General features: G+C 74.1%; 20 protein-coding genes. 6 read left to right on the forward strand and 14 right to left on the reverse strand.

What is annotated here, in order from left to right; translation table 11 throughout:
• Positions 1 to 404 precede the first annotated feature (404 nt).
• Positions 405 to 1,415, reverse strand: a complete 1,011-nt coding sequence (locus RNC47_RS25590; protein ID WP_311601948.1) for a stage II sporulation protein M — start codon at positions 1,413 to 1,415, stop codon at positions 405 to 407.
• 57 nt (positions 1,416 to 1,472) lie between these two features.
• Between RNC47_RS25590 and RNC47_RS25595 the strand changes: the two genes are divergently transcribed.
• Positions 1,473 to 2,363, forward strand: coding sequence for an RDD family protein (locus tag RNC47_RS25595; RefSeq protein ID WP_311601949.1), 891 nt, complete (start codon positions 1,473 to 1,475; stop codon positions 2,361 to 2,363).
• Here the strand turns inward: RNC47_RS25595 and RNC47_RS25600 are convergent.
• The 7 genes from RNC47_RS25600 to RNC47_RS25630 form a co-directional block, all read right to left on the reverse strand.
• On the reverse strand, positions 2,347 to 2,979 hold the full coding sequence (locus tag RNC47_RS25600) for a hypothetical protein (RefSeq protein ID WP_311601950.1): 633 nt from the start codon (positions 2,977 to 2,979) through the stop codon (positions 2,347 to 2,349). The genes RNC47_RS25595 and RNC47_RS25600 overlap by 17 nt on opposite strands.
• A gap of 69 nt (positions 2,980 to 3,048) precedes the next feature.
• Positions 3,049 to 4,503: an adenosylhomocysteinase gene (ahcY, locus tag RNC47_RS25605; RefSeq protein ID WP_311601951.1), complete on the reverse strand. Its 1,455-nt coding sequence runs from the start codon at positions 4,501 to 4,503 to the stop codon at positions 3,049 to 3,051.
• A 227-nt stretch (positions 4,504 to 4,730) separates the two neighbouring features.
• Positions 4,731 to 5,921 (reverse strand): mannose-6-phosphate isomerase, class I, encoded by a 1,191-nt coding sequence (gene manA, locus RNC47_RS25610; protein WP_311601952.1) that lies wholly within the window; start codon positions 5,919 to 5,921, stop codon positions 4,731 to 4,733.
• A 39-nt stretch (positions 5,922 to 5,960) separates the two neighbouring features.
• Positions 5,961 to 7,127 (reverse strand): SIS domain-containing protein, encoded by a 1,167-nt coding sequence (locus RNC47_RS25615; RefSeq protein ID WP_311601954.1) that lies wholly within the window; start codon positions 7,125 to 7,127, stop codon positions 5,961 to 5,963.
• A 64-nt stretch (positions 7,128 to 7,191) separates the two neighbouring features.
• A complete protein-coding gene (locus RNC47_RS25620) occupies positions 7,192 to 7,365 on the reverse strand; it encodes a Trm112 family protein (RefSeq protein ID WP_311601955.1) in 174 nt (57 codons plus the stop codon).
• Positions 7,366 to 7,474: 109 nt separating this feature from the next.
• The gene (locus RNC47_RS25625) at positions 7,475 to 8,833 is read right to left on the reverse strand and encodes a phosphomannomutase/phosphoglucomutase (RefSeq protein ID WP_311601957.1); all 1,359 of its coding nucleotides are present in this window, start codon (positions 8,831 to 8,833) and stop codon (positions 7,475 to 7,477) included.
• A gap of 84 nt (positions 8,834 to 8,917) precedes the next feature.
• The gene (locus RNC47_RS25630) at positions 8,918 to 9,301 is read right to left on the reverse strand and encodes a DUF3499 domain-containing protein (protein ID WP_311602023.1); all 384 of its coding nucleotides are present in this window, start codon (positions 9,299 to 9,301) and stop codon (positions 8,918 to 8,920) included.
• Positions 9,302 to 9,558: 257 nt separating this feature from the next.
• On the opposite strand from RNC47_RS25630, the gene RNC47_RS25635 reads away from it, so the two are divergent.
• Complete coding sequence (locus RNC47_RS25635) at positions 9,559 to 9,939, forward strand: metallopeptidase family protein (RefSeq protein WP_394814875.1); 381 nt, start codon at positions 9,559 to 9,561, stop codon at positions 9,937 to 9,939.
• Positions 9,940 to 9,951: 12 nt separating this feature from the next.
• On the opposite strand, the gene RNC47_RS25640 is transcribed toward RNC47_RS25635, so the two are convergent.
• The 3 genes from RNC47_RS25640 to RNC47_RS25650 all read right to left on the reverse strand — a co-directional run bounded on the left by RNC47_RS25640 (position 9,952) and on the right by RNC47_RS25650 (position 15,477).
• On the reverse strand, positions 9,952 to 11,496 hold the full coding sequence (locus RNC47_RS25640; RefSeq protein ID WP_311601959.1) for a DUF5719 family protein: 1,545 nt from the start codon (positions 11,494 to 11,496) through the stop codon (positions 9,952 to 9,954).
• Positions 11,493 to 15,098: a glycosyltransferase family 2 protein gene (locus tag RNC47_RS25645; RefSeq protein ID WP_311601960.1), complete on the reverse strand. Its 3,606-nt coding sequence runs from the start codon at positions 15,096 to 15,098 to the stop codon at positions 11,493 to 11,495. The genes RNC47_RS25640 and RNC47_RS25645 overlap by 4 nt, the downstream gene beginning before the upstream one ends.
• A gap of 115 nt (positions 15,099 to 15,213) precedes the next feature.
• Positions 15,214 to 15,477, reverse strand: coding sequence for a WhiB family transcriptional regulator (locus tag RNC47_RS25650; RefSeq protein WP_132820341.1), 264 nt, complete (start codon positions 15,475 to 15,477; stop codon positions 15,214 to 15,216).
• Positions 15,478 to 15,986: 509 nt separating this feature from the next.
• Here RNC47_RS25650 and RNC47_RS25655 point away from each other — a divergent pair.
• Genes RNC47_RS25655 through RNC47_RS25665 form a run of 3 tightly spaced genes read left to right on the forward strand, consistent with a single transcriptional unit; the run spans position 15,987 to position 18,797 of the window.
• Positions 15,987 to 16,496 carry a cysteine dioxygenase gene (locus RNC47_RS25655; protein WP_311601964.1) on the forward strand — a complete coding sequence of 170 codons (510 nt, stop codon included), beginning with the start codon at positions 15,987 to 15,989 and terminating at the stop codon, positions 16,494 to 16,496.
• 13 nt (positions 16,497 to 16,509) lie between these two features.
• The gene (cofD, locus tag RNC47_RS25660) at positions 16,510 to 17,475 is read left to right on the forward strand and encodes a 2-phospho-L-lactate transferase (protein WP_311601966.1); all 966 of its coding nucleotides are present in this window, start codon (positions 16,510 to 16,512) and stop codon (positions 17,473 to 17,475) included.
• On the forward strand, positions 17,472 to 18,797 hold the full coding sequence (locus RNC47_RS25665; protein ID WP_311601967.1) for a coenzyme F420-0:L-glutamate ligase: 1,326 nt from the start codon (positions 17,472 to 17,474) through the stop codon (positions 18,795 to 18,797). The genes cofD and RNC47_RS25665 overlap by 4 nt, the downstream gene beginning before the upstream one ends.
• A 133-nt stretch (positions 18,798 to 18,930) precedes the next feature.
• Here the strand turns inward: RNC47_RS25665 and RNC47_RS25670 are convergent, their stop codons facing one another.
• Positions 18,931 to 20,022 carry an LCP family protein gene (locus RNC47_RS25670; RefSeq protein WP_311601968.1) on the reverse strand — a complete coding sequence of 364 codons (1,092 nt, stop codon included), beginning with the start codon at positions 20,020 to 20,022 and terminating at the stop codon, positions 18,931 to 18,933.
• A 102-nt stretch (positions 20,023 to 20,124) separates the two neighbouring features.
• On the opposite strand from RNC47_RS25670, the gene RNC47_RS25675 reads away from it, so the two are divergent.
• Positions 20,125 to 21,135, forward strand: coding sequence for a glycosyltransferase family 2 protein (locus RNC47_RS25675; protein WP_311602024.1), 1,011 nt, complete (start codon positions 20,125 to 20,127; stop codon positions 21,133 to 21,135).
• A gap of 12 nt (positions 21,136 to 21,147) precedes the next feature.
• Here RNC47_RS25675 and RNC47_RS25680 read toward each other — a convergent pair whose 3' ends face one another.
• Positions 21,148 to 22,881 (reverse strand): LCP family protein, encoded by a 1,734-nt coding sequence (locus RNC47_RS25680; protein WP_311601969.1) that lies wholly within the window; start codon positions 22,879 to 22,881, stop codon positions 21,148 to 21,150.
• 52 nt (positions 22,882 to 22,933) lie between these two features.
• A complete protein-coding gene (locus RNC47_RS25685; RefSeq protein ID WP_311601971.1) occupies positions 22,934 to 24,670 on the reverse strand; it encodes an LCP family protein in 1,737 nt (578 codons plus the stop codon).
• Between the last annotated feature and the right edge of the window lie 18 nt (positions 24,671 to 24,688).

A 24,688-nucleotide genomic window follows, 5' to 3' on the forward strand; every position in this document is an offset into this window, starting at 1 on the left:
GTCCTGAGCCAGGATCAAACTCTCCGTGAATGCTTCAAAGAAGATCATCCACGAGAACAATTTGATTCTCGCATTGATCAATCAAAAATCTGGCATTGACTTCTTGGCACACTGTTGAGTTCTCAAGAAACGGACGCTACCTTCGGTTCCCTTTCGGGCCCCTCCGGGCTTCCCTCCGGTGTTCACCACTTTAGAACCATCTCCCGCCGGATTCCAAATCCGGCCCCGGAGAAGCTGTTTCAGGCAAGCAGAAACAGACCCTCGCGGGCAGAGCGTTCAGACGCAGTGATTGCCACACGTGGTGGCGGGATTGCTTCCACGCGCGCCCCGGAGTGACCGGCGGCTTTGTGGCAGCTCGGAGAACATTACGCCTCGGAAGGACCGACGTCAAGCCACGACGGCGGTCACGCGGCGACCGGGGCCTCCGCGGTCCGGTCGGCCGCCGCCAGGTCGCCCGTCTCGCCGGCGGCTGCGGCCCGCCGGCCGAGGACGAAGACATAGGCGAGGAAGGCGAGTTCGGCCACCACGCCGATGGCGATGCGGGCCCAGGTGGGCAGCCCGGAGGGGGTGACGAAGCCCTCGATCAGGCCCGACACCAGTAGTACGGCGGCGAGTCCGATGGCCATGCCGATGGCCGCCCGGCCCTCCTGGGCCAGGGCGGAGCCACGGGTGCGCGGCCCCGGGTCGATCACCGTCCAGCCGAGGCGCAGCCCCACGCCGGCGGCGACGAAGACGGCGGTCAGCTCCAGCAGCCCGTGCGGGAGGATCAGCCCGAGGAAGACGTCGAGACGGTCGGCGGCCGCCATCAGCCCGACGCCGGCGGCCACGTTGACCACGTTCTGCAGCATGACGTAGAGCACGGGCAGCCCGAGCAGCGCGCCGAAGGCCAGGCAGAGCCCGGCGACCTGTGCGTTGTTCGTCCACACCTGGGCGGAGAAGGCGGCGGCCGGGCTGCTGGAGTAGTAGGTCTCGTAGGAGCCGCCGGGGCGGGTCATCTCGCGCAGCTCCGCGGGGGCGGCCATCGCGAGGCGCACCTCCGGGTTGGTGGCGATCCACCAGCCGAAGGCCGCCACCAGCAGCGTGGACACCAGGGCGGTGGGCACCCACCAGTGGCGGGTGCGGTAGCAGGCGGCGGGGAAGCCCGCGGTGAAGAAGTGCAGGGCGTCGCGCCAGGTGGCCTTCCTGCTGCCGACCACGGCGCTGCGGGCCCTGGCCACCAGGGTGGTGAGGCGGCTGACCAGCGCGGGGTCGGGTGCGGAGGAGCGGAGCTGGGAGAGGTGGGTGGCCGTGCGTTGGTAGAGCGTGACCAGCTCGTCCACCTCGGCGCCGCTGAGCCGGGCGCGCCGGCGACGCAGCAGGGCTTCGAGCCGGTCCCACTCGGCGCGGTGGGCCGCGGTGAACACGTCGAGGTCCATGCCCTGAAGCTTGTCAGACGCCGATGTCAGACTGTCCAGTGGAAGGGGGAATGCCGGATGAGCCAGCTGGTGACGGGCGACGCGGTGGTGCTGGGGCTGCAGCCCGCGCGGCTGCCGAGTCGGACGATGGCGCTCGTGATCGACCTGGTGGTGGTCGTCGGCGGCTATCTGCTGGTGTCGGTGGTGTTGCTGAGCACGGTGCTCTCGCTCGGCACGGCCACGGCGGACGCGGTCGGCGTGGCGCTGCTGCTGCTGGTGCTGGTGGGGGTGCCCATCGCGGTGGAGACGCTGAGCAGGGGCCGGTCGCTCGGGAAGCTGGTGTTCGGGCTGCGGGTGGTGCGGGCGGACGGCGGGCCGATCCGGTTCCGGCACGCGCTGGTGCGGGGGGCCGTGGGCTTCGTCGAGATCCTGCTGACGGCGGGCTCGGTGGCGTGCGTCGCCTCGCTGGTGTCCGCCGAGGGGCGGCGGCTCGGCGACGTGTTCGGGGGGACGCTGGTGGTCAGGGAGCGGATGCCGGTCACGGCCTCGGCGCCGTTGCCTCCGCCGCCGCCGTGGATCGCCGGGGAGTTCGCGCAGCTCGACCTGTCCCGGGTGCCCGACCGGCTGTGGTTGGCGGCGCGGCAGTTGCTCGGTCGGTTGGAGCAGTTGGACCAGGGGGTGGCCTGGTCGATGTCCGCGCGGTTGGCGAACGACGTGATGGCTTCGGTCGGGGTCCCGGCGCCGCAGGGGATGCCGCCGGCGGCCTATCTGGCGGCGCTGGTGGCCGAGCGGCAGCGGCGGGAGGCGGCGCGGGTCTTCGGGGGGCCGCCGGTTCAGCCGGCGCCGCCCCCGGTCCAGGCCCCGTGGCCGCCGGTTCAGGCGGCGCCGGTCGAGGCGGTTCCGCCGCGGGAGATACCCGAGCGGCCCGGGGAGGCGCCCCGGGCGGGTGGGTTCACTCCCCCGGCGTAGCGGCGATGGTGGGGGACGGCGGGGAGTCCAGGTCGGCGAGCTCGATGCCGGGGGCGGCGAGCACGACGTCGCCGGCCAGGTGGACGGTGTGGCGTTCGCCGGTCTCCTGGTCGTCGACCTGGTAGGCGCGCACGGTCAGCGGGCCGCTGTCGGTGGGGTGGGTCTCGGTGCCCAGCAGGGTCCAGCTCTCGTCGTGGGTGCGCGGGGCGAGCACGGGCGGTGTGAGGGCGACCAGGCGGATCAGGGCGCTCGGCTCCTCGGGGGTGAGGCGCAGCAGGTGGGCGGTGGCGACGGCGAAGGCCGGTGAGGCCCCGGTGAAGGCGCGGGCCGCAGCGTTGCCCTCGGTGGCCTGCTCGCCGGTGGTGGCCATCCGCACCCAGGTCACGCCGTCGAGGGCGGCGCCGCGCACCTGCCAGTCGCCGGAGCGGAGGTCGAGGCGGATGGGGCGGCCGAGGTGGTCAAGGGTGAGGTCGACGGCGCCCGTGGGTCGGCCGGCGGGGTCGTCGAGGCGGGAGACGTAGCGCCAGCCGGTGGGCCCGGGGGCGCACTGGAAGTGCTCCTCGCCGAGGGGGGTGCCGTCAGCGGGATCGTGCAGCAGGTAGCGGCCGCGTGGCATGGGGAGGTGGTGGGGCGTGGCGCCCGGCCGGTGGTGGGCCGGGCGCCTGCCTTCCGGGTCGGAGGTGGCTCAGTACCGGTAGTGGTCGGGCTTGTAGGGGCCCTCGACCGGGACGCCGATGTACTCGGCCTGCTCGGGGCGCAGCTCGGTGAGCCGGGCGCCGAGGGCGTCCAGGTGGAGGCGGGCCACCTTCTCGTCGAGCAGCTTGGGCAGCGTGTAGACGCCCGTCGGGTACTCGCTGGTCTTGGTGAAGAGCTCGATCTGGGCGATCGTCTGGTTGGCGAAGCTGTTGGACATGACGAACGACGGGTGGCCGGTCGCGTTGCCCAGGTTCAGCAGGCGGCCCTCGGAGAGCACGATGATGTTGTGCCCGTCGGGGAAGGTCCAGGTGTGGACCTGGGGCTTGATCTCGTCCTTGACGATGCCCGGGATCTTGGCGAGGCCGGCCATGTCGATCTCGTTGTCGAAGTGGCCGATGTTGCCGACGATCGCCTGGTGCTTCATCCGGGCCATGTCGGAGGCGAGGATGATGTCCTTGTTGCCGGTGGTGGTGATGAAGATGTCGGCGGTCTCCACCACGTCCTCGAGGCGGACGACCTGGTAGCCGTCCATGGCGGCCTGGAGGGCACAGATCGGGTCGATCTCGGTGACCACGACGCGGGCGCCCTGGCCGCGGAGGGACTCGGCGCAGCCCTTGCCGACGTCGCCGTAGCCGCAGACGACGGCGGTCTTGCCGCCGATGAGGACGTCGGTGCCGCGGTTGATGCCGTCGACCAGCGAGTGGCGGACCCCGTACTTGTTGTCGAACTTCGACTTCGTCACGGCGTCGTTGACGTTGATGGCCGGGAAGAGCAGGGTGCCTTCCTTGAACATCGCGTAGAGCCGGTGCACGCCGGTGGTGGTCTCCTCGGTGACGCCGCGGATGTCGGCGGCGGCCTGGGTCCACTTCTGCGGGTTCTCGGCCAGGGTCCTGGTGAGCAGTTCGAGGATGACGCGGTGCTCGTCGTTGGAGGCCTCGGTGGCCGGGTCCGGGACCCTGCCGGCCTTCTCGTACTCGACGCCGTCGTGCACGAGCAGGGTGGCGTCGCCGCCGTCGTCCAGGATCATGTTGGGGCCGCCGGAGGGGGCGTCGTCCCAGGTGAGCGCCTGCTCGGTGCACCACCAGTACTCTTCGAGCGTCTCGCCCTTCCAGGCGAAGACGGGGATGCCGGCGGCGGCGATGGCGGCGGCCGCGTGGTCCTGGGTGGAGAAGATGTTGCAGGAGGCCCAGCGCACGCGGGCGCCGAGGGCCACCAGGGTCTCGATGAGGACGGCGGTCTGCACGGTCATGTGCAGGGAGCCGGTGATCCGGGCGCCGGCGAGCGGCTGGGCGGCGGCGTACTCCTCGCGGATCGCCATCAGGCCCGGCATCTCGTGCTCGGCGAGGGTGATCTCCTTGCGCCCGAACGCGGCCAGCGAGAGGTCGGCGACCTTGAAGTCCTTGGCGTCCAGGGGGGTCTGAGCGTCGTTGGCGCTCGTCGTCATGACGGCTTGCTCCTCACAGCGGTGAGTGTTCACGGACAGGGTGCGGCGGCGGACGGGCACACGTGTGCGCTCGCCCGGGCTTCACGGTCCGTCGGAGGGCCTTCTTTCCCCTCGGCCGGGCGGCCCGCTCGGGGCGCCCGACTGCCATCAGCAGCGACGTAATGACTCTGCCGAATCTACACCGGATGGCGGCGGCGCCCCAGCGGCACCGGAAGATCCCGGCCGTGTCAGGCGGCCGCCGGGGTGGGGGCGGTGGTGGCGCGGAAGAGGGTGCCCTCGCCTCCGACGTCGACGGTCTCGGTGGCCGACACGTACGCCGACTCCCCGGCGGCCAGGTCGAGTCGGGCGCCGTCGCGGTCGCGCAGCGCGATCCGGCCGGCGGTGCACAGCAGGATGCCGGGGGTGCCGGCGGGCAGGGTGCGGGTGGGCGCGCGCCCGTCCAGGACGTGCCGGCTGAGCCGGAACTCGCCGATGGGCGTGGGGTACTCCTGGTCGGGGTCGCCGCCGGCCCGCAGCACGCCTGGCTCGGTGGCCTCGAAGCGGACGACGCGCAGCAGTTCGGGGACGTCGACGTGCTTGGGGGTGAGGCCGCAGCGCAGCACGTTGTCGGAGTTGGCCATGATCTCGACGCCGAAGCCGCTGAGGTAGGCGTGCGGGACGCCGGCGCCGAGGTAGAGGGCCTCGCCCGGCTGGAGCCGGACGCGGTTCAGCAGCAGGGCGGCGATGACGCCGGGGTCGCCCGGGTAGTGGCGGGCCGCCTCGGCGTAGGCGGCGTGGTCGGGTCCGGTGCCGGCGGCGAGCGCCTCGGTGGTCTTGTGGACGGTGTCCGCCATGGCGACCGGGTCGGCGGTGAGGACGGCCGTGAGGACCTCGCGCAGCGCGTCGCCCTCGGGCCGGGCCCGCAGCAGGTCGGCGTAGGGCTTGAGCTCGTCGACGCCGAGGCCGTCGAGGAGTTCGGCGGTCTCGGCGGCCGGGCGGAAGCCGCAGAGGCCGTCGAAGGGGGTGAGGGCGCAGATGAGCTCGGGCTTGTGGTTGGCGTCCTTGTAGTTGCGGTGCGGGGCGTCGACGGGGACGCCGCGCGCCTCCTCGTCGGCGAAGCCGGCCGCGGCCTGGGCCAGGTCGGGGTGGACCTGGAGGGAGAGCGGCGTCTCGGCGGCGAGCAGCTTGAGCAGGAACGGCAGCCGGGGGCCGTAGGCGGTCAGGGTGGCGTCGCCGAGCTCGCCGGCCGGGTCGGCGGCGATCACGTCGGCGAGCGAGACGGGACCGGCGCCCCGGTCGAGGCGGGAGGGGGCGCCGGGGTGGGCGCCCATCCACAGTTCGGCCTGTGGTTCCCCGGTGGGCTCGACGCCGAGCAGTCGCGGTATGGCGGTGGGCGAACCCCAGGCGTAGGGGCGGACGGTGTTGGTGAGGCGGTCCATCGGGGGTGGTTCCTTCTGCTTGGTCCGGGGCGGCCCGGGTCAGGTGCGGGGGCCGGCGGCGAGGGCCAGGTAGACGGCGGCGAAGTCGAGTTGGGCGATCAGTTCGGCGGCGACGACCAGCGGCTTGGGCGCGGGGTCGCGGCCGGCGGTGGCCGAGGTCTCCAACTCACCGAAGGCCGTGCCCTGTTCGAACGCGAGTTGGCGGGCGGCCGCGGCGGCGCCCGCGGTCTCCCCCTCGGTCTCGGGGAGCGGGGCGCGCAGCAGCAGCACCCGGGCGTGCAGCGGGGCCGGCTCGTCGACGCGGTCGCGGAAGAAGTCGTCCGGGTCGCCGGCGCCCGGGGCCAGGTCGCCGCCGAGCAGCGCGCCGTGCGCGGTGAGCGCCTCGGGGAGCGGGGCGGTGAGGGTGGGGCGGCCGGCGAGCCCGGTGAGGGTGGCGGCGGCGTGCCGGGCGGCGGCGCGGGCGACCGGGCCCTCGCTCCACAGCAGCGGCAGCGCGACGGCGAACTCGGCGGCCAGGGTCTTGGCCGGGTTGCCGTGGGTGCGGCTGGTGGGGCCGCAGCGCTCGGCGACGGCGTCCAGGGCGTCGGCCATGGCGAGCAGCGCCTCGCGGTCCGCCTCGAAGAGGTCGAGCCGGTCGCCGAGCAGCAGGAGCGGGGCGACGAGCGCCCAGCCCGGGCCCGGGGCGCCGGGGTGCGCGGCCGGCTCGTGGTGGGGCGAGGGGCTGTGCGGGATGACGAGGTTGCGGCGGTTGCGCGTGGCGTCGGCGAGCGGGGAGCCGGCCGGGGTGACGGTGACGATGGCGCAGCCGCGCCGGTGGGCGGCCTCGACGAGCAGCGAGAGCCCGGGCTCGGTGCCCTCGGCCGACGTGATGAGCAGCAGGTCGAGGGGGCCGGCCCAGCGGGGCAGCGGCCAGGTGAGCGCGCCGGGCGCGGCGAGGGCTCCGGTCGGGCGGAGCCGGGAGACGCGCAGGCCGTCCTCGGCGAGGGCGTCGTACAGGTCGGCCACGAGCCGGGCTTCGGGGCCCGAGCCGGCGACCAGCACGGTGCCGGGGCGGCCCTCGGGGCGGAGCCCGGACAGCTCGGACTCCTCGGCGCCGCGGACCGCGGTGCGGACGTGGGCGCCGGCCGCGGCGACCGCGCGCAGCAGGCCGCGCGGGTCGGCGCGCAGCAGCTCCTCGGTGGCGTCGAGCAGCGATTCGTCGATCATGCGGGGCTCTCCGATGCGTGCGCTGCGTGCTCGAGGGGCGCCGGCCGCGGGCCGCGGGCCGGGCTCAGTCCGCCCTGCGGGCCTCGTCCTCCAGGAGGACCGGGATGCCGTCCTCCACGGGGTACGCCAGACCGCAGCCGTCGCCGGTGCAGACCAGCTCCTGGTCCGCCTCGCGCAGCGGCGCGTGGCAGACCGGGCAGGCGAGGATGTCGAGCAGGGCGGCTTCGACGAGTGACATGGCGTCCTCCTGCGGTTCTTCTCCGCTGATCACCCTACCCGCAGGCGTGCCGCCCCGGCACCGGGAACCGGGCCGTCGGGGGGCGGCACGCCAAGGTGGGTGCGGCGGCTCAGGCGCGGACGATGGCCAGGACCTCGTCGCGGACCTTGCCGACGGTGGCGGCGTCGCGGGCCTCGATGTTCAGCCGGAGCAGCGGCTCGGTGTTGGAGGGCCGGAGGTTGAACCACCAGTCGGCGGCGGTGACGGTGAGGCCGTCGAGCTCGTCGAGGGTGACGTCGGAGCGGTCGGCGTAGGCGGCGCGGACGGCGGCGGCGCGGCCGGCCTGGTCGTCGACGGTGCTGTTGATCTCGCCGGACGCCGGGTAGCGGTCGTAGGCGGCGACGAGCTCGGACAGCGGCCGGTCCTGCTCGCCGAGCGCGGCCAGCACGTGGAGGGCGGCGAGCATGCCGGTGTCGGCGTTCCAGAAGTCGCGGAAGTAGTAGTGGGCGGAGTGCTCGCCGCCGAAGATGGCGCCGGTGCGGGCCATCTCGGCCTTGATGAACGAGTGGCCGACGCGGGTGCGGACCGGGGTGCCGCCGTTCTCGCGCACCACCTCGGGCACCGACCAGGAGGTGATCAGGTTGTGGATCACGGTGCCGCCCGGGGACTTGGCCAGCTCGCGCGCCGCGACGAGGGCGGTGATGGCGGAGGGCGAGACGGGCTCGCCGCGCTCGTCGACCACGAAGCAGCGGTCGGCGTCGCCGTCGAAGGCGAGGCCGATGTCGGCGCCGGTCTCCCTGACCCGGGCCTGGAGGTCGACGATGTTGGCCGGGTCGAGCGGGTTGGCCTCGTGGTTGGGGAAGGTGCCGTCGAGCTCGAAGTAGAGCGGGTCGACCTCCAGGGGCAGCCCGCCGAGGACGGTGGGGACGGTGTGGCCGCCCATGCCGTTGCCCGCGTCGACGACCACCTTCAGGGTGCGGATGCCGGTGAGGTCGACCAGGGAGCGCAGGTGGGCGGCGTAGTCGGCGAGCACGTTCCGCTGCTCGACGGTGCCCGGCTCGGCGACGGACTCGGGCGCGCCCTCCTCGGCCCACCGCTCGACGAGGGCCCTGATGTCGGCGAGACCGCTGTCCTGGCCGACGGGCGCGGCGCCGGCGCGGCACATCTTGATGCCGTTGTAGCGGGCGGGGTTGTGGCTCGCGGTGAACATGGCACCGGGCCGGTCGAGGGCGCCGCTCGCGTAGTAGAGCTGGTCGGTCGAGCACAGGCCGATCTCGGTGACGTTCGCGCCGCGGGCGGCGGCGCCGCGGCCGAAGGCGGCGGCGAGGCCGGGGGACGAGGGCCGCATGTCGTGGCCGACGACGATGGCGTCGGCCCCGGTGATCTCGACGAACGCGGCGCCGAACAGGTTTGCGAGGCGCTCGTCCCACTGGTCGGGAACCACGCCGCGGACGTCGTACGCCTTGACGATCTGGGACAGGTCCGGCACAGCTGACCCCTTGTCTGAGTCGAGGAGGTGGCGATGGTGGCTGGTGTGGGTTGAGCGCTCCATCGCCAATGTACCGGGCGGCTGTTACGAGTCAGGGGACCGGAGGATGCGCAGGTGGCCGCGGCGGGCCACCTCCATCGGGTCGGCGCCCCGCGGCGGCGGTCCCGGCGGCGGGGGGCTCGGGCGCGACGGGGTGCGGGCGGCCTCGCGGACCGCGTCGGCCAGCGCCTCGAGGTCGTCCCCGCTGGGCCGGGCGGCGGCGGAGTCGATGGCGAGCCTGACGACCTCCCAGCCGCGGGGGGCGGTCAGCCGCTCCGAGTGCTCGGCGCACAGGTCGTAACAGTGGGGCTCGGCGTAGGTCGCGAGGGGGCCGAGGACGGCGGTGGAGTCCGCGTAGACATATGTCAGCGTCGCCACGGCGGGGCGGGCGCACGCGGTGCGCGAACAGCGACGGACGGGGCTCACGATGTTGGACCGTACCGCACTCCTGAGCGGGCCGCGACGACTCGGGGCGGCGTCACCCCGCCGTGTCGTCCCTGGGGCGTCCGCGCTGTGGGGATTCGCCTGGGAGGTCCCGCGTTGTCCCGTGCGGCCGGGTGCCGCGCGTTCTGACCTCCGGGCGTTCCGTCCTCTATGGTCGATGGTTGATGGACAAATCCAGCAGCGTCCCCCCGGCTCCTTCAGGACCGGCCGGCCACCGGCACCGGGACCGGCACGGCCGTGGCATGCGCGGTCCCGTGGCGCCTCCGCAGGTGCCGCTCGCGGCCAGCCGCGCCGAGACCTTCGACTCCCTCGTGCACGACTCGGCCGAGCGGCTGCGGCGGCGGCTGCCGCAGCTCGCCTCGGTGGACTTCGCGGTGCAGGAGGTGCCCTGGTTGGGCGGTGACTCGGTGCCGGACCCGGTCGACGCGGTGCCGCTCGGCAGGGTGGTGCGGGGCCGGCGCGGCCGCCCGGACCGGATCGTGGTCTATCGCAGGCCGGTGGAGCTGCGCAGCCGGGACCGCGAGGAGCGGGCGCAGCTGGTGCACGAGGTGTGTGTGGAGCAGGCGGCCGACCTGCTCGGGCTCGCGCCCGAGTCGGTCGACCCCCGGTATGGACAGGAGTGAGGCCGCGGCGGGTCAGTCGAGCATGATCGACAGGTCCTGGTCGGTGTCGGGGACCTCGACGGCGGAGCGGTCGTCGGGAAGGGTCTGGACGGTGAAGACGCGGGCGTCCGAGTCGCCCATGGTGAGGGTCCGCGCCGCGTACAGCGGGGCGCCGCTCGGCTGCACGGTGATCGCGTAGCTGCCCTGGGTGCCGTCGGGGATCTCCGGGCTGACGGTGAGGGTGGTCGCGCCGTCGACGGTGTAGGTCTCGGTGACCGGCTCGCCGCCCTCGGTGCCGGCGGAGATGGTGACGGAGACCTCGACCGCGTCGCCCGGGGCGACCAGCGCCAGCGTGGTGCCGGAGCCGGTGTTGCCGGAGACGGTGGCCCGCTCCTCGACGGGCGAGGTGGCGGGGATGAACGCCATCTCGGCGGCGTTCTCCTCGCCGCCGACGACCTGGAGGGCGGCGACCACGCGGCCGGAGTCCGAACCGCCGGCGGGCGTCAGCACCAGCGAACTGGCCTCGCCCTGGGTGAGGTTGCCGAGGTCGAGGGCGGTGAGCTCGCCCGAGCGCAGTGACACGGTCTCGAAGCCGGCCGGGGTGATGGTGCCGCCGGGGCCCGCCAGGCCCACCTCCAGGGTGACGTCCTCGTCGCCCGGCGCGAACGCGACCAGCCGGACGCCGGTGGCCTCGGCCGGGATGCCGGGCAGCACGACGGGGCCGCCGGCCGGCGCGGTGGCGGGCGGCAGCCAGTCGGCGCCGCGCTGGTCGTCGACGGCCTCGATCTGGGCGCCGATCCGGCCGGTGCGGGCGGTGACGTGCACGGCCAGGTCGCCGAGCGGCTCGTCGGTCAGGGTGGAGAGCCGGACCGGGACGGTGGTACCGCCGGGGACGGTGAAGCCCTCGGCGGTGTCCGTCTCGACGCGGCCCTCGGGGCCGTGCAGCTCGATGTCGACGACGGTGGCGGCGGCGTCCGGGTTGGTGATGTGGACGTAGTCGTGGCGGCTCTCCGCGGTGCTGGCGCCGGCGAACCAGAACTCCGTGTCGGGGGTCTGGCAGGCGGTGCCGAGCAGGCCGCGCCCGGTGCCGGCGTCGACCCGGGTGGTCTGCTGGACGGTCCAGCCGGGGGCCAGGCCGGCCTCGGCGGTGCCGGTGAGCGCGGGGGCGCCCGCGTCGGAGACGGTGACGGTGACCGGCGCGCCCGGCTCGGCGAGCGGCGCCACGGGCTCGGCCTCGGTCCCCTCGCCGTTCTCCCCGGACTCGGCGTTCTCGCCGTTCTCGTCCTCGTCGGCGGAGCCGGGCGAGTACTCGGGGGCGGGCAGCAGCTCGGCGCTGCCTCCCTCCTCCGGGGTGGACTCGGGGGCCGACGCGGGCGGGGTGAACGCGGTGTACCAGGTGGTGGCGAACTCGGAGGAGCTGGGCCGCGGGCAGGTGAGCGCGCTGCGCTCGACCGGGCGGGGCAGCCGCGCCTCCAGGGTCCGCGGCTCGGTGCCGTCGGCCGGGCGCAGCGCGGCCACGCCGGTGATGGCGGCCAGCGCCGCGACGCCGGCCAGCAGGGACATGGTCGCGCGGTTCACCGCTGGTCGCTCCCGTCGCCGTGGTCGCCCGGATAGTCATACGGCGCGACATACCTCTGGTCGTAGCCCTGGTCGCCCCAGCCGTCGTGGCCCGGCTGCCGTGGGATCGGCTGGCCGGTCTGGGGGTAGGCCGCCGGGTCCTGGTACTCGGGCTGGTAGCCGGGCTGGTACGGGGCCTGCTGGTACTGGCCCTGGTAGCCGGCGTGGTCCTGGTAGCCGGTGTCGGCCCACTGGTCCTGGGCCTGGGCCGCCTGCTGCGGGACGTAGGCGGGTTCGGGCTCCGGCTGGCGCGGCTCCTCGGCCGGCGGGGCGGCGGCCGCCTCGGCCTCGGCCTCGGCGGCCGCGATGCGGCGGGCCCGGCGGCCCTGGGGGGCCTCGGCGGGCGGCGCCTCCTCCTCCGGCAGGTCGTCGTCGAGCTCGCGGCGCCGGCCGGGCAGCGCGAGCACGGTCAGCACCAGCAGCGCGAAGCCCTGGGTCCACACCCACAGGGTGTGCCCGGTGGGTGTCTCGTGGACGATGTCGAGCCGGCCGCCGCCCTCCGGCAGCTCGAAGCCCTGCGCCCAGCCCAGGGTGACGGGGGTCAGCGGCGTGCCGTCCAGCGTGGCCCGCCAGTCGGGCGAGGCGGCGTCGGCCAGCCGCAGGACCCGGCCGGCCGGTCCTTCCGGCAGGTCGGCGTGCACCTCGACGGCGTCGGCCGGGATCGGCACGGGCTCGGCGTCGGCGCCCTCGCCCTCCTCGGGCGGGAGCACGGTGACGCGGGAGACCTCGCTGTCGACCCGCCACAGGGCGCTGCCGTCCTCCTGGCTGAGGCGCTGGAGGCCGGGGGTGGTGTCGAGCACGCGCTGCAGGCCGCGCGGCGAGCCGTCCTTGACCAGCACGTAGCGGATGGCGTACTCGGCGAGCACGGCGGTCTGGTCGGCGCCCGAGCCGGCGACGAGGTTGCCCACCGCGATGCCCAGGTCCGTGTCGTCGCCCACGAGTTCGGCGAGCTCCGCGTCGCCGAGGCGGGCGCCGGAGCCGCGGGTCAGGGTGTAGTCGACGCGGCCCGGCGCGCCGCCGTCCGCGCCGGAGCCGCCGGCCAGCACCAGGGTGCGGGCCTGGTCGCGGCTCGAGCTCTCCTCGGCGACGAACGCCGGCACCTGCACGGGGTTGGCGCGCTCCAGCGGCCCGGCGGCGCCGGAGAGGATCCAGCCGGCGGCGACCAGCAGCGGGCCGGCGGCCGAGGCGCCGGCGATGGCGACGGCGACCGGCTGGCGCCAGCCGAAGCTCTGCGCGGCGACCCGGTAGCGGGCGCCGTCGGCGCCGAGCACCGCGGCGGCCAGCAGCGCGAGGCCGTAGACCAGGGTGGCGGGGCCCGCCCAGCCCTCGCCGTCCGACCAGACGGCGAAGACGAGGCCGACCAGGGCGAAGGTCCAGGCGCTGAGGATGGCGAGCCGCCGCTCGGCGCGCAGCAGGGCCGCGAGCGCGGCGAGCACCAGGCCGGCGAGCAGCCAGGTGCCTGGGGTGCCGGGGCCGCCGGGGTTGATGTTGAGCAGTTGGAAGGCGCCGGCCTGGGAGGTGGTGAACGGCAGCCCGACCTCGCGCAGGAAGTCGGACGGGCTCAGCAGCACCGACCAGGACCAGGGGCCGAGCAGCACGGCGGGGGTGAGCAGCGCGGCGGCGAGACGTGGGGCGCGGGCGCGGCGCAGCCCCGGCTCCTGACGGAGCGGCAGGGCGAGGGCGAGCACGGCGAGCAGCACGGCCATCGGCCACACGACGGGGGTGAAGGCGGTGGCGAAGGTCAGCAGCAGGGCGCAGGCCCAGGCGGCCCGCCAGGAGCCGCGGCCGGTGGGGCTGGCGAGCCCGGCGGCGGCGACGGCGGTGCGGGCGAGCGGCGGCAGCAGCACGGCGAGCACGGCGGTGCCGACCCGGCCGGCGGCCAGGGCGCCGGTGACGGCGGGCAGGAAGGCGTAGGCGACGCTGGCCCAGGCGCGCAGCAGCCGGGACATCACCAGCGGCGTCGAGCTGAGGTAGGCGCTGAGGCCGGCGAGCGGCACGGAGGCGACCAGCAGCAGCGACATGGCGAGCCCGGGGCTGCCGAACAGCAGGCTGGAGAGGAGCGCGAGCAGGCCGAGGTAGGGCGGGGCCGAGGCGTCGCCGCCGGTGCCGACGGGCTGCCAGGTCTCCAGGTAGCGGTCCCACAGGGCGCCGGCCTCGCCGGGCGCGGGCAGCAGGGCGCCGCCGGTGAGGGCGCCGGAGCCGAGCAGTTCGCGGCAGGCGAGCAGCGAGGCGAGGAAGAGGACCAGGAAGAGCATGGGTCCTGGGCGGCGGGCGAGCCGCTTGACCCGGGCGAACTGCTCGATCTCCAGGGAGTCCGCCTCGTCGTCGGTCGGCCCGGACTCGACGACGCCGTGCCGCCCGCCGGAGGAGGCGGCGGGCTCCGAGCGGCCAGAGAAGTTGCTGACGACCTGTTCGACGGTGGCGCGGACGGTGGCGCCGGCCGGCGGGAAGTAGGGGCGGAGCTCCTTGGGGTCGCTGCCCGGGTCGACGATGCCGCGACGGCGGCGCCGGGCGCCGAGGACGCGTCCCGGCACCAGCAGGGTGGAGAGCAGCCCGGCGGCCTCGTCCAGGGCGCGCCCCGGGAGCTTGCCGACGAGGTAGCCGAGGACCCGCAGCAGGGTGCCGAGGACGAGCCTGAAGAGGACCCAGGGCAGCACGGCGGTACGGGCGTTGACGAGCAGCGTGTAGGTGGCGGCGGCCTTGTCGACGCGGTGCGGGCTGCCGCCGAGCCGGCCGCCGCAGTCGATGGTGCGGCGCTCGCGGGAGGCGGCCTCGGCGTGCCGCAGGACGGCGCCGGGCGCGATCAGCACCCGGTGCCCCGCGGCCTGGGCGCGCCAGCAGAGGTCGACGTCGTCGCGCATCAGCGGCAGGCGCTTGTCGAAGCCGCCGAGCCGGTCGAAGACGTCGCGCCTGATGAGCATGCCGGCGGTGGAGACCGAGAGGACCGGCCTGACCTGGTCGTGTTGGCCCTGGTCCTGCTCGCGGCGGTCGAGTCCGGTCCAGCGGCGGCCGCTGTTGGCGATGGAGACGCCGATCTCGAGCAGCTGCCTGCGGTCGTACCAGCCGCGGAGCTTGGCGCCGATCACGGCGGCGGACGGGCTGGCGTCGGCCTGGCGCAGCAGTTCGAGGAGCGCGTCGGGCGCGGGGGCCGCGTCGTCGTGGAGCAGCCACAGCCAGTGCACCGGTTCCCCGTGCGGGAGTTCGGGCAGGTCGTAGACGTCGTTGTTCCACGTCCGGGTGATGGGGTCCCAGGCGTTCGGCCGCTTCAGGTAGGGCAGGTCGTCCGGGGTGAGCACGGGTGCCGTGCGCGCCGCCTCGGCGACGGCGGCACCGAAGCCGGTGCGGCGGGCGAGGTGGAGCACGCGCTCGGGGCCGAAGGCATCGCTGACCAGGGTGGCCGAGGAGTCGGCGCTGCCGGTGTCGGCGGCGATGACGTCCTGGACCGGGCGGTCCTGGCCGAGCAGGCCCGCAAGCACCTCGGGGAGCCAGCGTTCGCCGTCGTGCGAGACGAGCACCGCCGTGACGACGTGCTGGGGGAATTCAGGATGACTTTGCACGGACATCGAGGTGCGGACCCCGGTTCGCTGGACGGTGGTGGACGTCGCACCACACTAGCGGCTGGGAGTGTCCGGGCCCCTCGGTCCGCCGGAGGCTCGTCGAACGGTCGTCAAACGGCCGTCAGACGGCGGCCTTCTTCAGGCGGCGGCGTTCACGCTCGGACAATCCGCCCCAGATTCCGAAGCGTTCGTCGTTGGCCAGGGCGTATTCGAGACATTCGGAGCGGACCTCGCAGGCGAGGCAGACCTTCTTGGCCTCGCGTGTGGATCCGCCCTTCTCGGGGAAGAAGGACTCCGGGTCGGTCTGGGCGCACAGCGCGCGCTCCTGCCAGCCGAGTTCTTCGTCCGCCTCGTCGACCAGCAGTTGCTGGAACAGCTCGGTCATATGCGCGCCCCTCGTCTTCTTTGCGTCCCCGTGATGCCGTCGTTATCGATACCGCTCGAACGACATGAGTGAAATTACAAGCGCGAGCTCCGCGTGGACAAGCCACGATCTGCCATTCACCCGATGATTCACCCTGTGGCACCACAGCCATACGGAAAGTGTTCAAATCGCCACAAATTATGCGCGTTCACCCGCCCGCACCGGCCGTATCCCTCGTTCTCCCTCCGCCGCGCCTCGCGTGTACGGGGTAGGACGAACGAGCCACCGGATTTGTTGCGACCGGCGGACGCCAGCGACGGAGATCACAGTGGGATCACGGATGGGCAACGCGGCACCTGTCCGGGCGACCCCGTCCATAAACCATTCCGCGTCCTCGGCGACCGGAAGTGATGAAACAATGGCCCCGGTCGCGCGTTCAGTTGACGTCGGCGCGGCCGGACCGTTCCAGTAGGGCATCCTTCGAGTCCGACTTCGACCAACCGAGCTCTCCGAGGCACATCCCAGACCCCATGGACAACGACAACGCAATCGCCGGCGATCCGCTGGCGATCCCGCATCTGCTGCCGCCCGCCCCCGAGCACCCCGCCACCGTGGCGGAGTTCGCCGCCCTGGCCACCGCGCTGGCCGGGGACCGGGAGTGTTGGGCGCCCCTGGTGCGGTACGACCCGAGCAGCCGCTGGTACCACCGGCTGCGCACCGGTCCCGGGTACGAGGTGTGGCTGCTGAGCTGGGTGCCGGGGCAGGGCAGTGGGCGACACGACCACGGCGGGTCGAGCGGCGTCTACGGCGTGCTGGCCGGCGCGTTGACCGAGACGACGGAGGGGCCCGCCGGGTCCACCGGCCGGGTGCTCACCCCCGGCTCGCTGCGGGTGCTCGCGCCCGGCTTCGTGCACGAGGTCGTCAACGCCTCGCTCGAACCGGCCGTCAGCCTGCACGTCTACTTCCCGGGGCTCACCCAGATGCGGATGCACCCGCGGGCCCGTTCCGCACCCGTGCCGCGCGACGTCCTGGCCTGCTGACAGACTGGCGGGCATGCGACGCATCGTGGTTCTGTCCGGCGGCATCGGCGGCGCCCGCTTCCTGCGCGGGCTGAAGCGGGCCGCCCCCGACGCGGACATCACCGTCATCGGCAACACCGGAGACGACATCCACCTGTTCGGCCTCAAGGTCTGCCCCGACCTCGACACCGTGATGTACACGCTGGGCGGCGGCATCCACGAGGGGCAGGGCTGGGGCCGCGCGGACGAGACGTTCACGGTCAAGGAGGAGCTGGCCGCCTACGGCGTCGGGCCCGAGTGGTTCGGCCTGGGCGACCGGGACTTCGCGACCCACATCGTGCGCACCCAGATGATGGAGGCCGGCTACCCGCTCAGCGCGGTCACCGAGGCGCTGTGCCAGCGGTGGCGGCCGGGCGTCCGGCTGCTGCCGATGACGGACGACCGGGTCGAGACCCACGTGCTGATCGACGACGGGGTCGGCGGCCGCAAGGCGGTGCACTTCCAGGAGTACTGGGTGCGCCTGCGGGCCGCCGTCCCCGCGCACGCGGTGGTGCCGGTCGGGGCCGAGCAGGCCAAACCGGCGCCCGGCGTGCTGCGGTCCATCGAGGCCGCGGACGTCATCCTCTTCCCGCCGTCCAACCCGGTGGTCAGCGTGGGCACCATCCTGGCCGTGCCCGGCATGCGGGAGGGCATCGCGGAGGCCGGGGTGCCCGTCGTCGGCCTCTCGCCGATCGTCGGCGACGCGCCGGTTCGGGGCATGGCGGACAAGGTGCTCGCGGCCGTCGGCGTCGAGGCCACCGCGGCGGCGGTCGCCCGGCACTACGGCTCGGGGCTGCTCGACGGCTGGCTGGTGGACACCGTGGACGCGCACGTGGTCAAGGCGGTGGAGGACGACGGCATCCGCTGCCGGGCGGTGCCGCTGATGATGACGGACGTCGACGCGGCGGCGGCCATGGCCACCGCGGCGCTCGACCTCGCCGAGGAGGTCAGGGCGGCGTGAGCACCGGTGCCGAACTCCCCTCGTTCCACGTGTGGGCGCTGCCGGGCATGCCCGAGGTGGCCACGGGCGACGACCTGGCCAAGCTGATCGCCACGGCCGCGTCGACGGCCGGCGCGTCCGGGCTGCTGGACGGCGACGTGGTCGTCGTCACCTCCAAGATCGTCAGCAAGGCCGAGGGCCGGGTCCGCCGGGCGGACGACCGGGAGGCGGCCATCGACGAGGAGGCCGTCCGGGTGGTGGCCAGGCGCGGTGGCACCAGGATCGTCGAGTCGCGGCACGGCTTCGTGATGGCGGCGGCCGGCGTGGACGCCTCCAACACCCCGGCCGGCACGGTGCTGTTGCTGCCCAAGGACCCGGACGCCTCGGCGGCCGGGATCAGGCGCGGGCTGCGGGAGCTGCTCGGCGTCGACGTCGGGGTGCTGGTCACGGACACCTTCGGCCGGCCGTGGCGCGAGGGGCAGACCGACGTGGCCATCGGCGCGGCGGGGCTCGCCGTCCTGGAGGACCTGCGGGGCACGGTCGACCCGCACGGCAACGCGCTGGGCGCCACGGTCACCGCGGTCGGGGACGAGCTGGCCGCCGCGGCCGAGCTGGTGAAGGGCAAGACGGCCGGGCTGCCGGTGGCCGTCGTCCGCGGCCTCGGCCGGCTGGTGGGCGAGGGGCCGGCCACGGCGCGGGACCTGCTGCGCGACGCGGCCTCCGACATGTTCCGGCTCGGCACGTCCGAGGCGGTGCGGGAGGCGGTGACGCTGCGGCGCACGGTGCGGGAGTTCACGGCGGAGCCCGTGGACCCGGCGGCGGTGCGGCGGGCCGTGGCGGCGGCGGTGACGGCACCGGCCCCGCACCACACCACGCCCTGGCGGTTCGTGCTGCTGGAGTCAGCGGAGAGCCGGACCCGGCTGCTCGACGCGATGCGCGAGGCGTGGATCGCCGACCTGCGGCGGGACGGCAGGTCCGAGGAGTCGATCGCGCGCCGGGTGCGGCGCGGCGAGGTGCTGCGGGGCGCGCCCTACCTGGTGGTGCCGTGCCTGGTGATGGACGGCTCCCACGACTACCCGGACGAGCGGCGCTCCACGGCCGAGCGCGAGATGTTCGTGGTGGCGACGGGCGCCGGCGTGCAGAACCTGCTGGTCGCGCTGGCCGGCGAGGGGCTCGGCTCGGCGTGGGTCTCCTCCACGATGTTCTGCCGCGACGTGGTCCGCGCCGAGCTGTCCCTGCCGGACGACTGGGACCCGATGGGCGCCGTCGCCGTCGGCCACGCGGCGGCTCCGCCGCGGGCCCGGCAACCGCGGGATGCCGACGCGTTCATCGAGGTTCGATAGGCCGGCGCGGCCGGGGCCCGCCGCACCCGGCTGACGCGGGTAGGTCCGCGGAGCCGGCCCGATCGCCGTGCCGGCGGGCTGCCGGCGCACGGCGCCGCGCCTGCGGCATCGCCGCTGACCAGCGGACGTGAAGTCAGCAGTCCGCCTGGGACCGGCTCGGGGCCGGGGCGGCCCCGGCGGGGCCGGCGTCGGTGAGGGCCGGCACCGGTTCGTCGAGTCGCAGCGCGCCGAAGAGGCGGTCGGACTCGGGGCGGTCCCAGATGACCGTGGAGCCGAGCCCCTCGACCTCGCGGGCGTCGTCGGCGAGCGGCACCGAGCCGAACTCGACGTTGGCCGGGTCGAACTCCCGCATCAGGCTGGCCAGTTCCAGCATCTCCTCGGCCCCGAACCCCGGGTCGGCGGCGACCGAGTCGACGAGCGCGTCGACGGTGCCGCCGAGCCGGGCCGGGTTGAACAGCACCCGGTCGTTGATGGCCCGGTCGAGGAAGGCGGCGAGGAACTCCTGCTGCCGCTCCATCCGGTGGACGTCGGAGCCGCCGTCCAGATGGCGGGCGCGGACGTAGGAGAGCGCGCCGACTCCGTCGAGCATGGTGCGTCCCGCGGGGATGTCGAGGCCCGAGTGCTCGTCCTTCAGCGGCTCGGCGCTGCACACCTCGACGCCGCCGACCTCGTCCACCGCCCGCACGAAGCTGCCGAAGTCGACCTCCAGGTAGTGGTCGACGCGCAGCCCGGTCAGCGACTCCACAGTGCGCACCATCAGCGGCGGGCCGCCGTGCGAGAGGGCGGCGTTGAGCTTGTCGGCGTGCCCCTCGTGGTGGCCCTCGGAGAGCACCAGGTCGTGGGCGGGCAGCTTGGCGTAGGTGTCGCGGGGCAGGCTGACCACGGTCATCCGGTCGCGGGACTCGGAGAGGTGGAGCAGCATGACGGCGTCGGCGCAGTGGCAGCCCACGTCGCCGACGTGGTAGCGGCGGCGCTGCTCCTCGGTCAGTCCCTCCCGGGAGTCCGTCCCGATCAGCAGGATGTTGAGGCCGCGCCCGGCGTCCGGGCGGTCCCTGAGGCCCTGGAACGGGTCGACCCGCCGCACGGCGCCGGCCACGGAGTCGACCATCGCGTGGCCGACGCCGCTGGTCAGGAGCACCATGGCGGCGAGTGCGGCCGCGAGTCGCAGGACCCAGCGGCTGACGAATCCTCGGTGGCGTGCGGGGCGTGGCGTGGTCGCGGGCATCCTGGGCACCTCCCGAGCTCACCGTATGTCCATACGATCTTCGACCTGGGCCCGGCGCGCTCCGGGGTCCCCCGTTCGCGGTAACGTGAGCCGGTGACCAGCATTCCGACCCCCGCCGTGTCCGTGATCATGCCGGTGCTCAACGAGGAGCGGCACCTGCGCAGTTCGGTCCGGCACATTCTCGAGCAGGAGTACCCGGGCGAGATCGAGGTCGTGATCGCGCTCGGCCCGTCGACCGACCGGACGGACGAGATCGCCGCCGAGCTGGTCGCGCAGGACGACCGGGTGCGCACCGTCCCCAACCCGACGGGACGGACGCCCGCCGGCCTCAACGCCGCGATCCGGGCGTCCTCGCACCCGGTGGTGGTCAGGGTGGACGGGCACGGCATGCTCTCGCCCGGCTACATCGCCACCGCCGTGCGGCTGCTGCACGAGACGGGCGCGGCCAACGTCGGCGGCATCATGCACGCCGAGGGCGAGAACGACTGGGAGCGCGCGGTGGCCGCCGCGATGACCTCGAAGATCGGCGTCGGCAACGCGGCCTTCCACACGGGCGGCGCGGCCGGCGAGGCCGAGACCGTCTACCTGGGCGTGTTCCGGCGCGAGGTGCTGGAGCGGCAGGGCGGCTACAACGAGGAGTTCATCAGGGCCCAGGACTGGGAGCTCAACTACCGCATCCGGCAGGCCGGCGGGCTGATCTGGTTCTCGCCCGAGCTGCTGGTCTCCTACCGGCCCCGGCCCTCGGTCGCGGCGCTCGCCAAGCAGTACCGCAACTACGGCCGCTGGCGGCACGTGGTCGCCCGCTACCACGCCGGGTCGATCAACCCGCGCTACCTGGCGCCGCCGGTGGCGCTGGTGGCGATCGCGGCCGGCCTGGTGGCCGGCGCGGTGCTGACCCCGTGGGCGCTGCTGGTCCCCGGCGGCTACCTGGCGGCGATCACGCTGGGCTCGGTGCCGGCGGGCAGGGGCCTCGGCCTCGGCGCGCGGATCAGGATCCCGCTGGCGCTCGCCACCATGCACCTCTCCTGGGGCTGGGGCTTCCTCACCAGCCCCAGGAAGCTGGCCCGGCACGTCATCGCCTCGCGCCGCGAGCCGGTTGCCGCGGAGTCCTGACGGCGGGCCCGGCTACCAGGTGTACTGCGGGAGCGGGTTGACCTCCATGCAGTCCTCCTGGTCGCCGAAGAGGATGGCCTCGTCGTCGACGGCCTGCTCCTCGCCACCGGCGTCCGAGCCCGAGTCCGAGCCGCCCTCCGCGCTCTCGTCGGGCGTCGGCTCCTGGTAGCCGGTGCCCTCCCGCCAGTCGTTGCCGACGATCAGGGTGATCCCGTCGGCGCTCGGGGAGATCCGGACCACCGAGTGGGGCAGGCCGAGCGCCTCGGCGAGGGCCTCCGCGTTGGCCCGGTCGGCCTCCTCCTGGTACAGCAGCTGCGAGCTCGCCTGCGGCTCGGGGACGGGGTCGGTGGTGGCGCCGGTGTACCCCTGGGCCACCAGTGCCTCCGTGATGTCGCTGGCCCTGCCGTCCACGGGCGGCTCGCCCGTGGCGACGTCCCCGGTACCGTTGCGCACCGTGACGGGGACCTCCGCCGGCGGGTCCGCGGTGGCCTCGGGCGAGGCGGACTCGCCCTCGTCCTCCTCGGCGGGCGCGGCGTCCTGGTCGTCCAGCGCGATGTCGTCCCTGACCAGGGCGAACAGTTCCTCGGACTCGGCCGGGTCGGGGACCACCGTGACGTCCGGGTTCGCCGGGTCGGGCAGCCACGGCATGGTGATGGAGTTGATCCGGTCGCCGGGCACCGAGCGGAGGTCCTCGCCCAGGCCGTAGAGGTCCTGGACGCTGGCCAGGCCGTTGTCCACGGTGAGCGCGTTGGTGGCGGCCTCGGCCAGGTCCATCAGCTCGGTCGGGTTGGTCAGCGAGGTGCTGTTCTGCAGCTCGTCGGCCATGTTGCTCAGGTACATCTGCTGGGCCCTGGTGCGGCCGACGTCGCTGCCGTCGCCGAAGGCGTGCCGGGTGCGGAGCCACCTGAGGGCGTCCTCGCCCTCCACGATGTTCTCGCCGGCCGGCAGCCGCAGGTGCGACTCGGGGTCCTGGATGTTCTGCTGCACGCAGACCGGCACGCCGCCCACCGCGTCGGCCATGCTGACGACGCCCTGGAAGTCCAGCATCATGAAGTGGTCGATCGGGATGCCGGTCATCTCCTCCCAGGTGGCGACCACGCAGCCGGGCCCGCCGTGGCCGAGCGAGGAGTTGATCCGATCCCTGGTCTCCGGGTAGACCTCGCCGGTCTCCGGGTCGGTGCACTCGGGGATGTCGACCACGGTGTCGCGCGGCACGCTGATCAGCGTGATGTTGCTGCGGTCGGCCGAGGCGTGCATCAGCAGCTGCACGTCGGCGCGCTCGCCGCCCTCGCTGCCGCCGCCGAGCTCCTGGTTGGCGCCCTCCCGGGAGTCCGAGCCGAGCAGCAGGATGTTCAGCGGGACCTGGCCGTCGGCGTTGGGCTGGGAGCGTTCGAGCCGGTTGTTGCCGAGGTTCAGCTCGTCGGACTCGATGTTGCCGTTGAGGTGCTCGATGTAGAAGTAGACGGCGGCCGCGGCCGCCAGCACCAGGAAGGCGAGCGACCCCGAGGTCCACAGCAGGACGCGGCGCCAGCGCGGCTTGGCCTTCTTGCGGGCGCGGCGCGTCTCGGCGCGCCCGCCGCCGGCCGGTGAACCCGGCTTGGCCTCGGCCTCGGCCTCGGTCGTCGCGGCCGGCTCGGCGCGCGGCAGCGGGACCGTGCCCTCGTCACGGCCGCCCTCCGCGGCCGGACCGCCACCCCCGTCGCGTATCCCACTCCTCCGCACGGGATCCCCCACTTCCACTGTCATCGGCTCCACCCGGCCGGGCGGAGGTCAGGCCGCCCAGGCCGGTTGGCCCGGTTCAACTGGCGCAGACGCTCTCGTCGTCCGCCGTGATGCTGTCGACATCCTCCGGCAGCTCCGCCGGAACCTCGATGGGCTGGCCCGCGCCACGGAAGTCGTTCCCTAGGACGAGCACCATGGGCTCATCGCCCCGGTCCTCGTCGACCTGCTGGAGCGCCGAGTCCGGGAGGCCCATGACCTCGGCGAGCGTGGCGGCCTGGTCGGCCTGGTCGGCACCGTACTCCAGAGTCGTCGTCTCCTGCGACTCCGGGGCGTTGCTCTTGTTGGTGGTCAGCGGCATGCCCTGGACGTTCTGCAGCCACTCCAGGGTCTGTTGGGCCGCGCCCAGCACGTCGCCGCCGTTGTAGACGTCGACCCGGACCTCGGCGGCCGGCGCCGGCTCGACGGCCTCGGCCTGCTCCTCCTCGGCCGCGGCGTCCTCCTCGGCCTGGTTCGGGTCGATGTCCTCCTGGATCATCCGGAAGATCGGCGCGGCGCGGGCCTCGTCGAGGACGACGGTGGCGCGGGCGTCCTCCGGCTCGTCCGGGTTGTCGACGACGGGCACGGTCACGAAGTTCATGTCGGACATCGAGACCCGGCCCAGGTCCTGGGCGAGCAGCCGCAGGTCGTTGACGTTCTCGATCTCGTCGTCGACGGTGAGCGCGCTGGTGGCGACCTCGGCCAGTTCGAGCAGCCGGGTCGGGCTGGAGAGGATCCCGCCGTCGGTGATCTGCCGGGCCATCGAGGCGACGAACTGCTGCTGGAGCTTGATCCGGTCCAGGTCGCCGCCGTTGCCGACGCCGTAGCGGGTGCGGACGAAGGACAGCGCGTCCTCGCCCTCCACGACGTGCTCGCCCTCGGGCAGGCTCAGGCCCGACTTGGGGTCGTCGATGGGCTCCTCAAGGCAGATCGGCACCCCGCCCACCGCCGTCGAGATGTCCTTGACGGCGTTGAAGTCGGCCATGATCAGGTGGTTGATCGTGACGCCGGTCATCTCCTGGACGGAGTTCACCACGCAGCTCGGGTCGCGGCCCATGGCGCCCATCGACTGGTTGAACCGCACGCCCTCGGAGGCGGGGATGGTCTCCGTGGTGCCGTCCTCGTGGGTGACCTCGCACTCCGGGATGTCGGTGATCATGTCGCGCGGGATGCTCAGCCCGGTCGCGTGCTCGCGGTCGGCCGAGAAGTGCATCAGGATCGTGGTGTCGTTGCCCTCGCTGGCCTCGCCGCCGTACGAGTCGTTGCCCTCGCCTGAGCGGCTGTCGGTGCCGATGAAGAGGATGTTGACCGGGTCGCCGTCGCCGTAGTCGGCGCTGACGCCCGCGTCGACGCGCGTCAGGTTGCCGTTGAGCCGCTCCCACCAGTACCAGGCGCCGAGCGCCGCGACCAGCACGACCATGGCGAGCGCGCCGCCCGCCCAGGTCAGGATCCGCCGGCCGCGGCTGCGCTTCTTCTTGGTCCCCTTGCCCTTGCGGCGGTTGACGGGCGCGCGGCGGTCCCGCTGACCGGGCACCGGCTTGTCGCCGGTCCCGGGCCGGGCCCGGTCGCCGGGCGCGGACGGGGCGCGACGCTGTCGTGGCGGAGCGTTACGCGGGGGGCGCGTTCCGCTGTCGGCCGCCGACCCGGCGCTCCCCCGGGCCTGCCCGGGCTGCCGGGCGCCCGGGAGACGCAACTCGTAGTTGCCGGTCTCCGGGTTGAGTACCCACTGATCCGCGGGGTCGATATCGCCCGCTCCCCCACGTCCCTGCGCGTCCACGTTTCCGTGCGCCCTCCG

This window comes from Streptomyces millisiae, from assembly GCF_031845425.1.
Classification (GTDB): Bacteria; Actinomycetota; Actinomycetes; order Streptomycetales; family Streptomycetaceae; genus Streptomyces; species Streptomyces millisiae.

Bases quoted from the DNA above. Each gene is read 5' to 3' on its own strand.
- RNC47_RS25620 (WP_311601955.1), bottom strand. From the start codon at position 7,365: ATGTCACTCGTCGAAGCCGCCCTGCTCGACATCCTCGCCTGCCCGGTC.
- manA (WP_311601952.1), bottom strand. From the start codon at position 5,921: ATGGACCGCCTCACCAACACCGTCCGCCCCTACGCCTGGGGTTCGCCC.
- RNC47_RS25650 (WP_132820341.1), bottom strand. From the start codon at position 15,477: ATGACCGAGCTGTTCCAGCAACTGCTGGTCGACGAGGCGGACGAAGAA.
- RNC47_RS25635 (WP_394814875.1), top strand. From the start codon at position 9,559: ATGCGCGGTCCCGTGGCGCCTCCGCAGGTGCCGCTCGCGGCCAGCCGC.
- RNC47_RS25680 (WP_311601969.1), bottom strand. From the start codon at position 22,881: ATGACAGTGGAAGTGGGGGATCCCGTGCGGAGGAGTGGGATACGCGAC.
- cofD (WP_311601966.1), top strand. From the start codon at position 16,510: ATGCGACGCATCGTGGTTCTGTCCGGCGGCATCGGCGGCGCCCGCTTC.
- RNC47_RS25590 (WP_311601948.1), bottom strand. From the start codon at position 1,415: ATGGACCTCGACGTGTTCACCGCGGCCCACCGCGCCGAGTGGGACCGG.
- RNC47_RS25655 (WP_311601964.1), top strand. From the start codon at position 15,987: ATGGACAACGACAACGCAATCGCCGGCGATCCGCTGGCGATCCCGCAT.
- RNC47_RS25600 (WP_311601950.1), bottom strand. From the start codon at position 2,979: ATGCCACGCGGCCGCTACCTGCTGCACGATCCCGCTGACGGCACCCCC.
- RNC47_RS25670 (WP_311601968.1), bottom strand. From the start codon at position 20,022: ATGCCCGCGACCACGCCACGCCCCGCACGCCACCGAGGATTCGTCAGC.
- ahcY (WP_311601951.1), bottom strand. From the start codon at position 4,503: ATGACGACGAGCGCCAACGACGCTCAGACCCCCCTGGACGCCAAGGAC.
- RNC47_RS25595 (WP_311601949.1), top strand. From the start codon at position 1,473: ATGAGCCAGCTGGTGACGGGCGACGCGGTGGTGCTGGGGCTGCAGCCC.
- RNC47_RS25615 (WP_311601954.1), bottom strand. From the start codon at position 7,127: ATGATCGACGAATCGCTGCTCGACGCCACCGAGGAGCTGCTGCGCGCC.
- RNC47_RS25645 (WP_311601960.1), bottom strand. From the start codon at position 15,098: ATGTCCGTGCAAAGTCATCCTGAATTCCCCCAGCACGTCGTCACGGCG.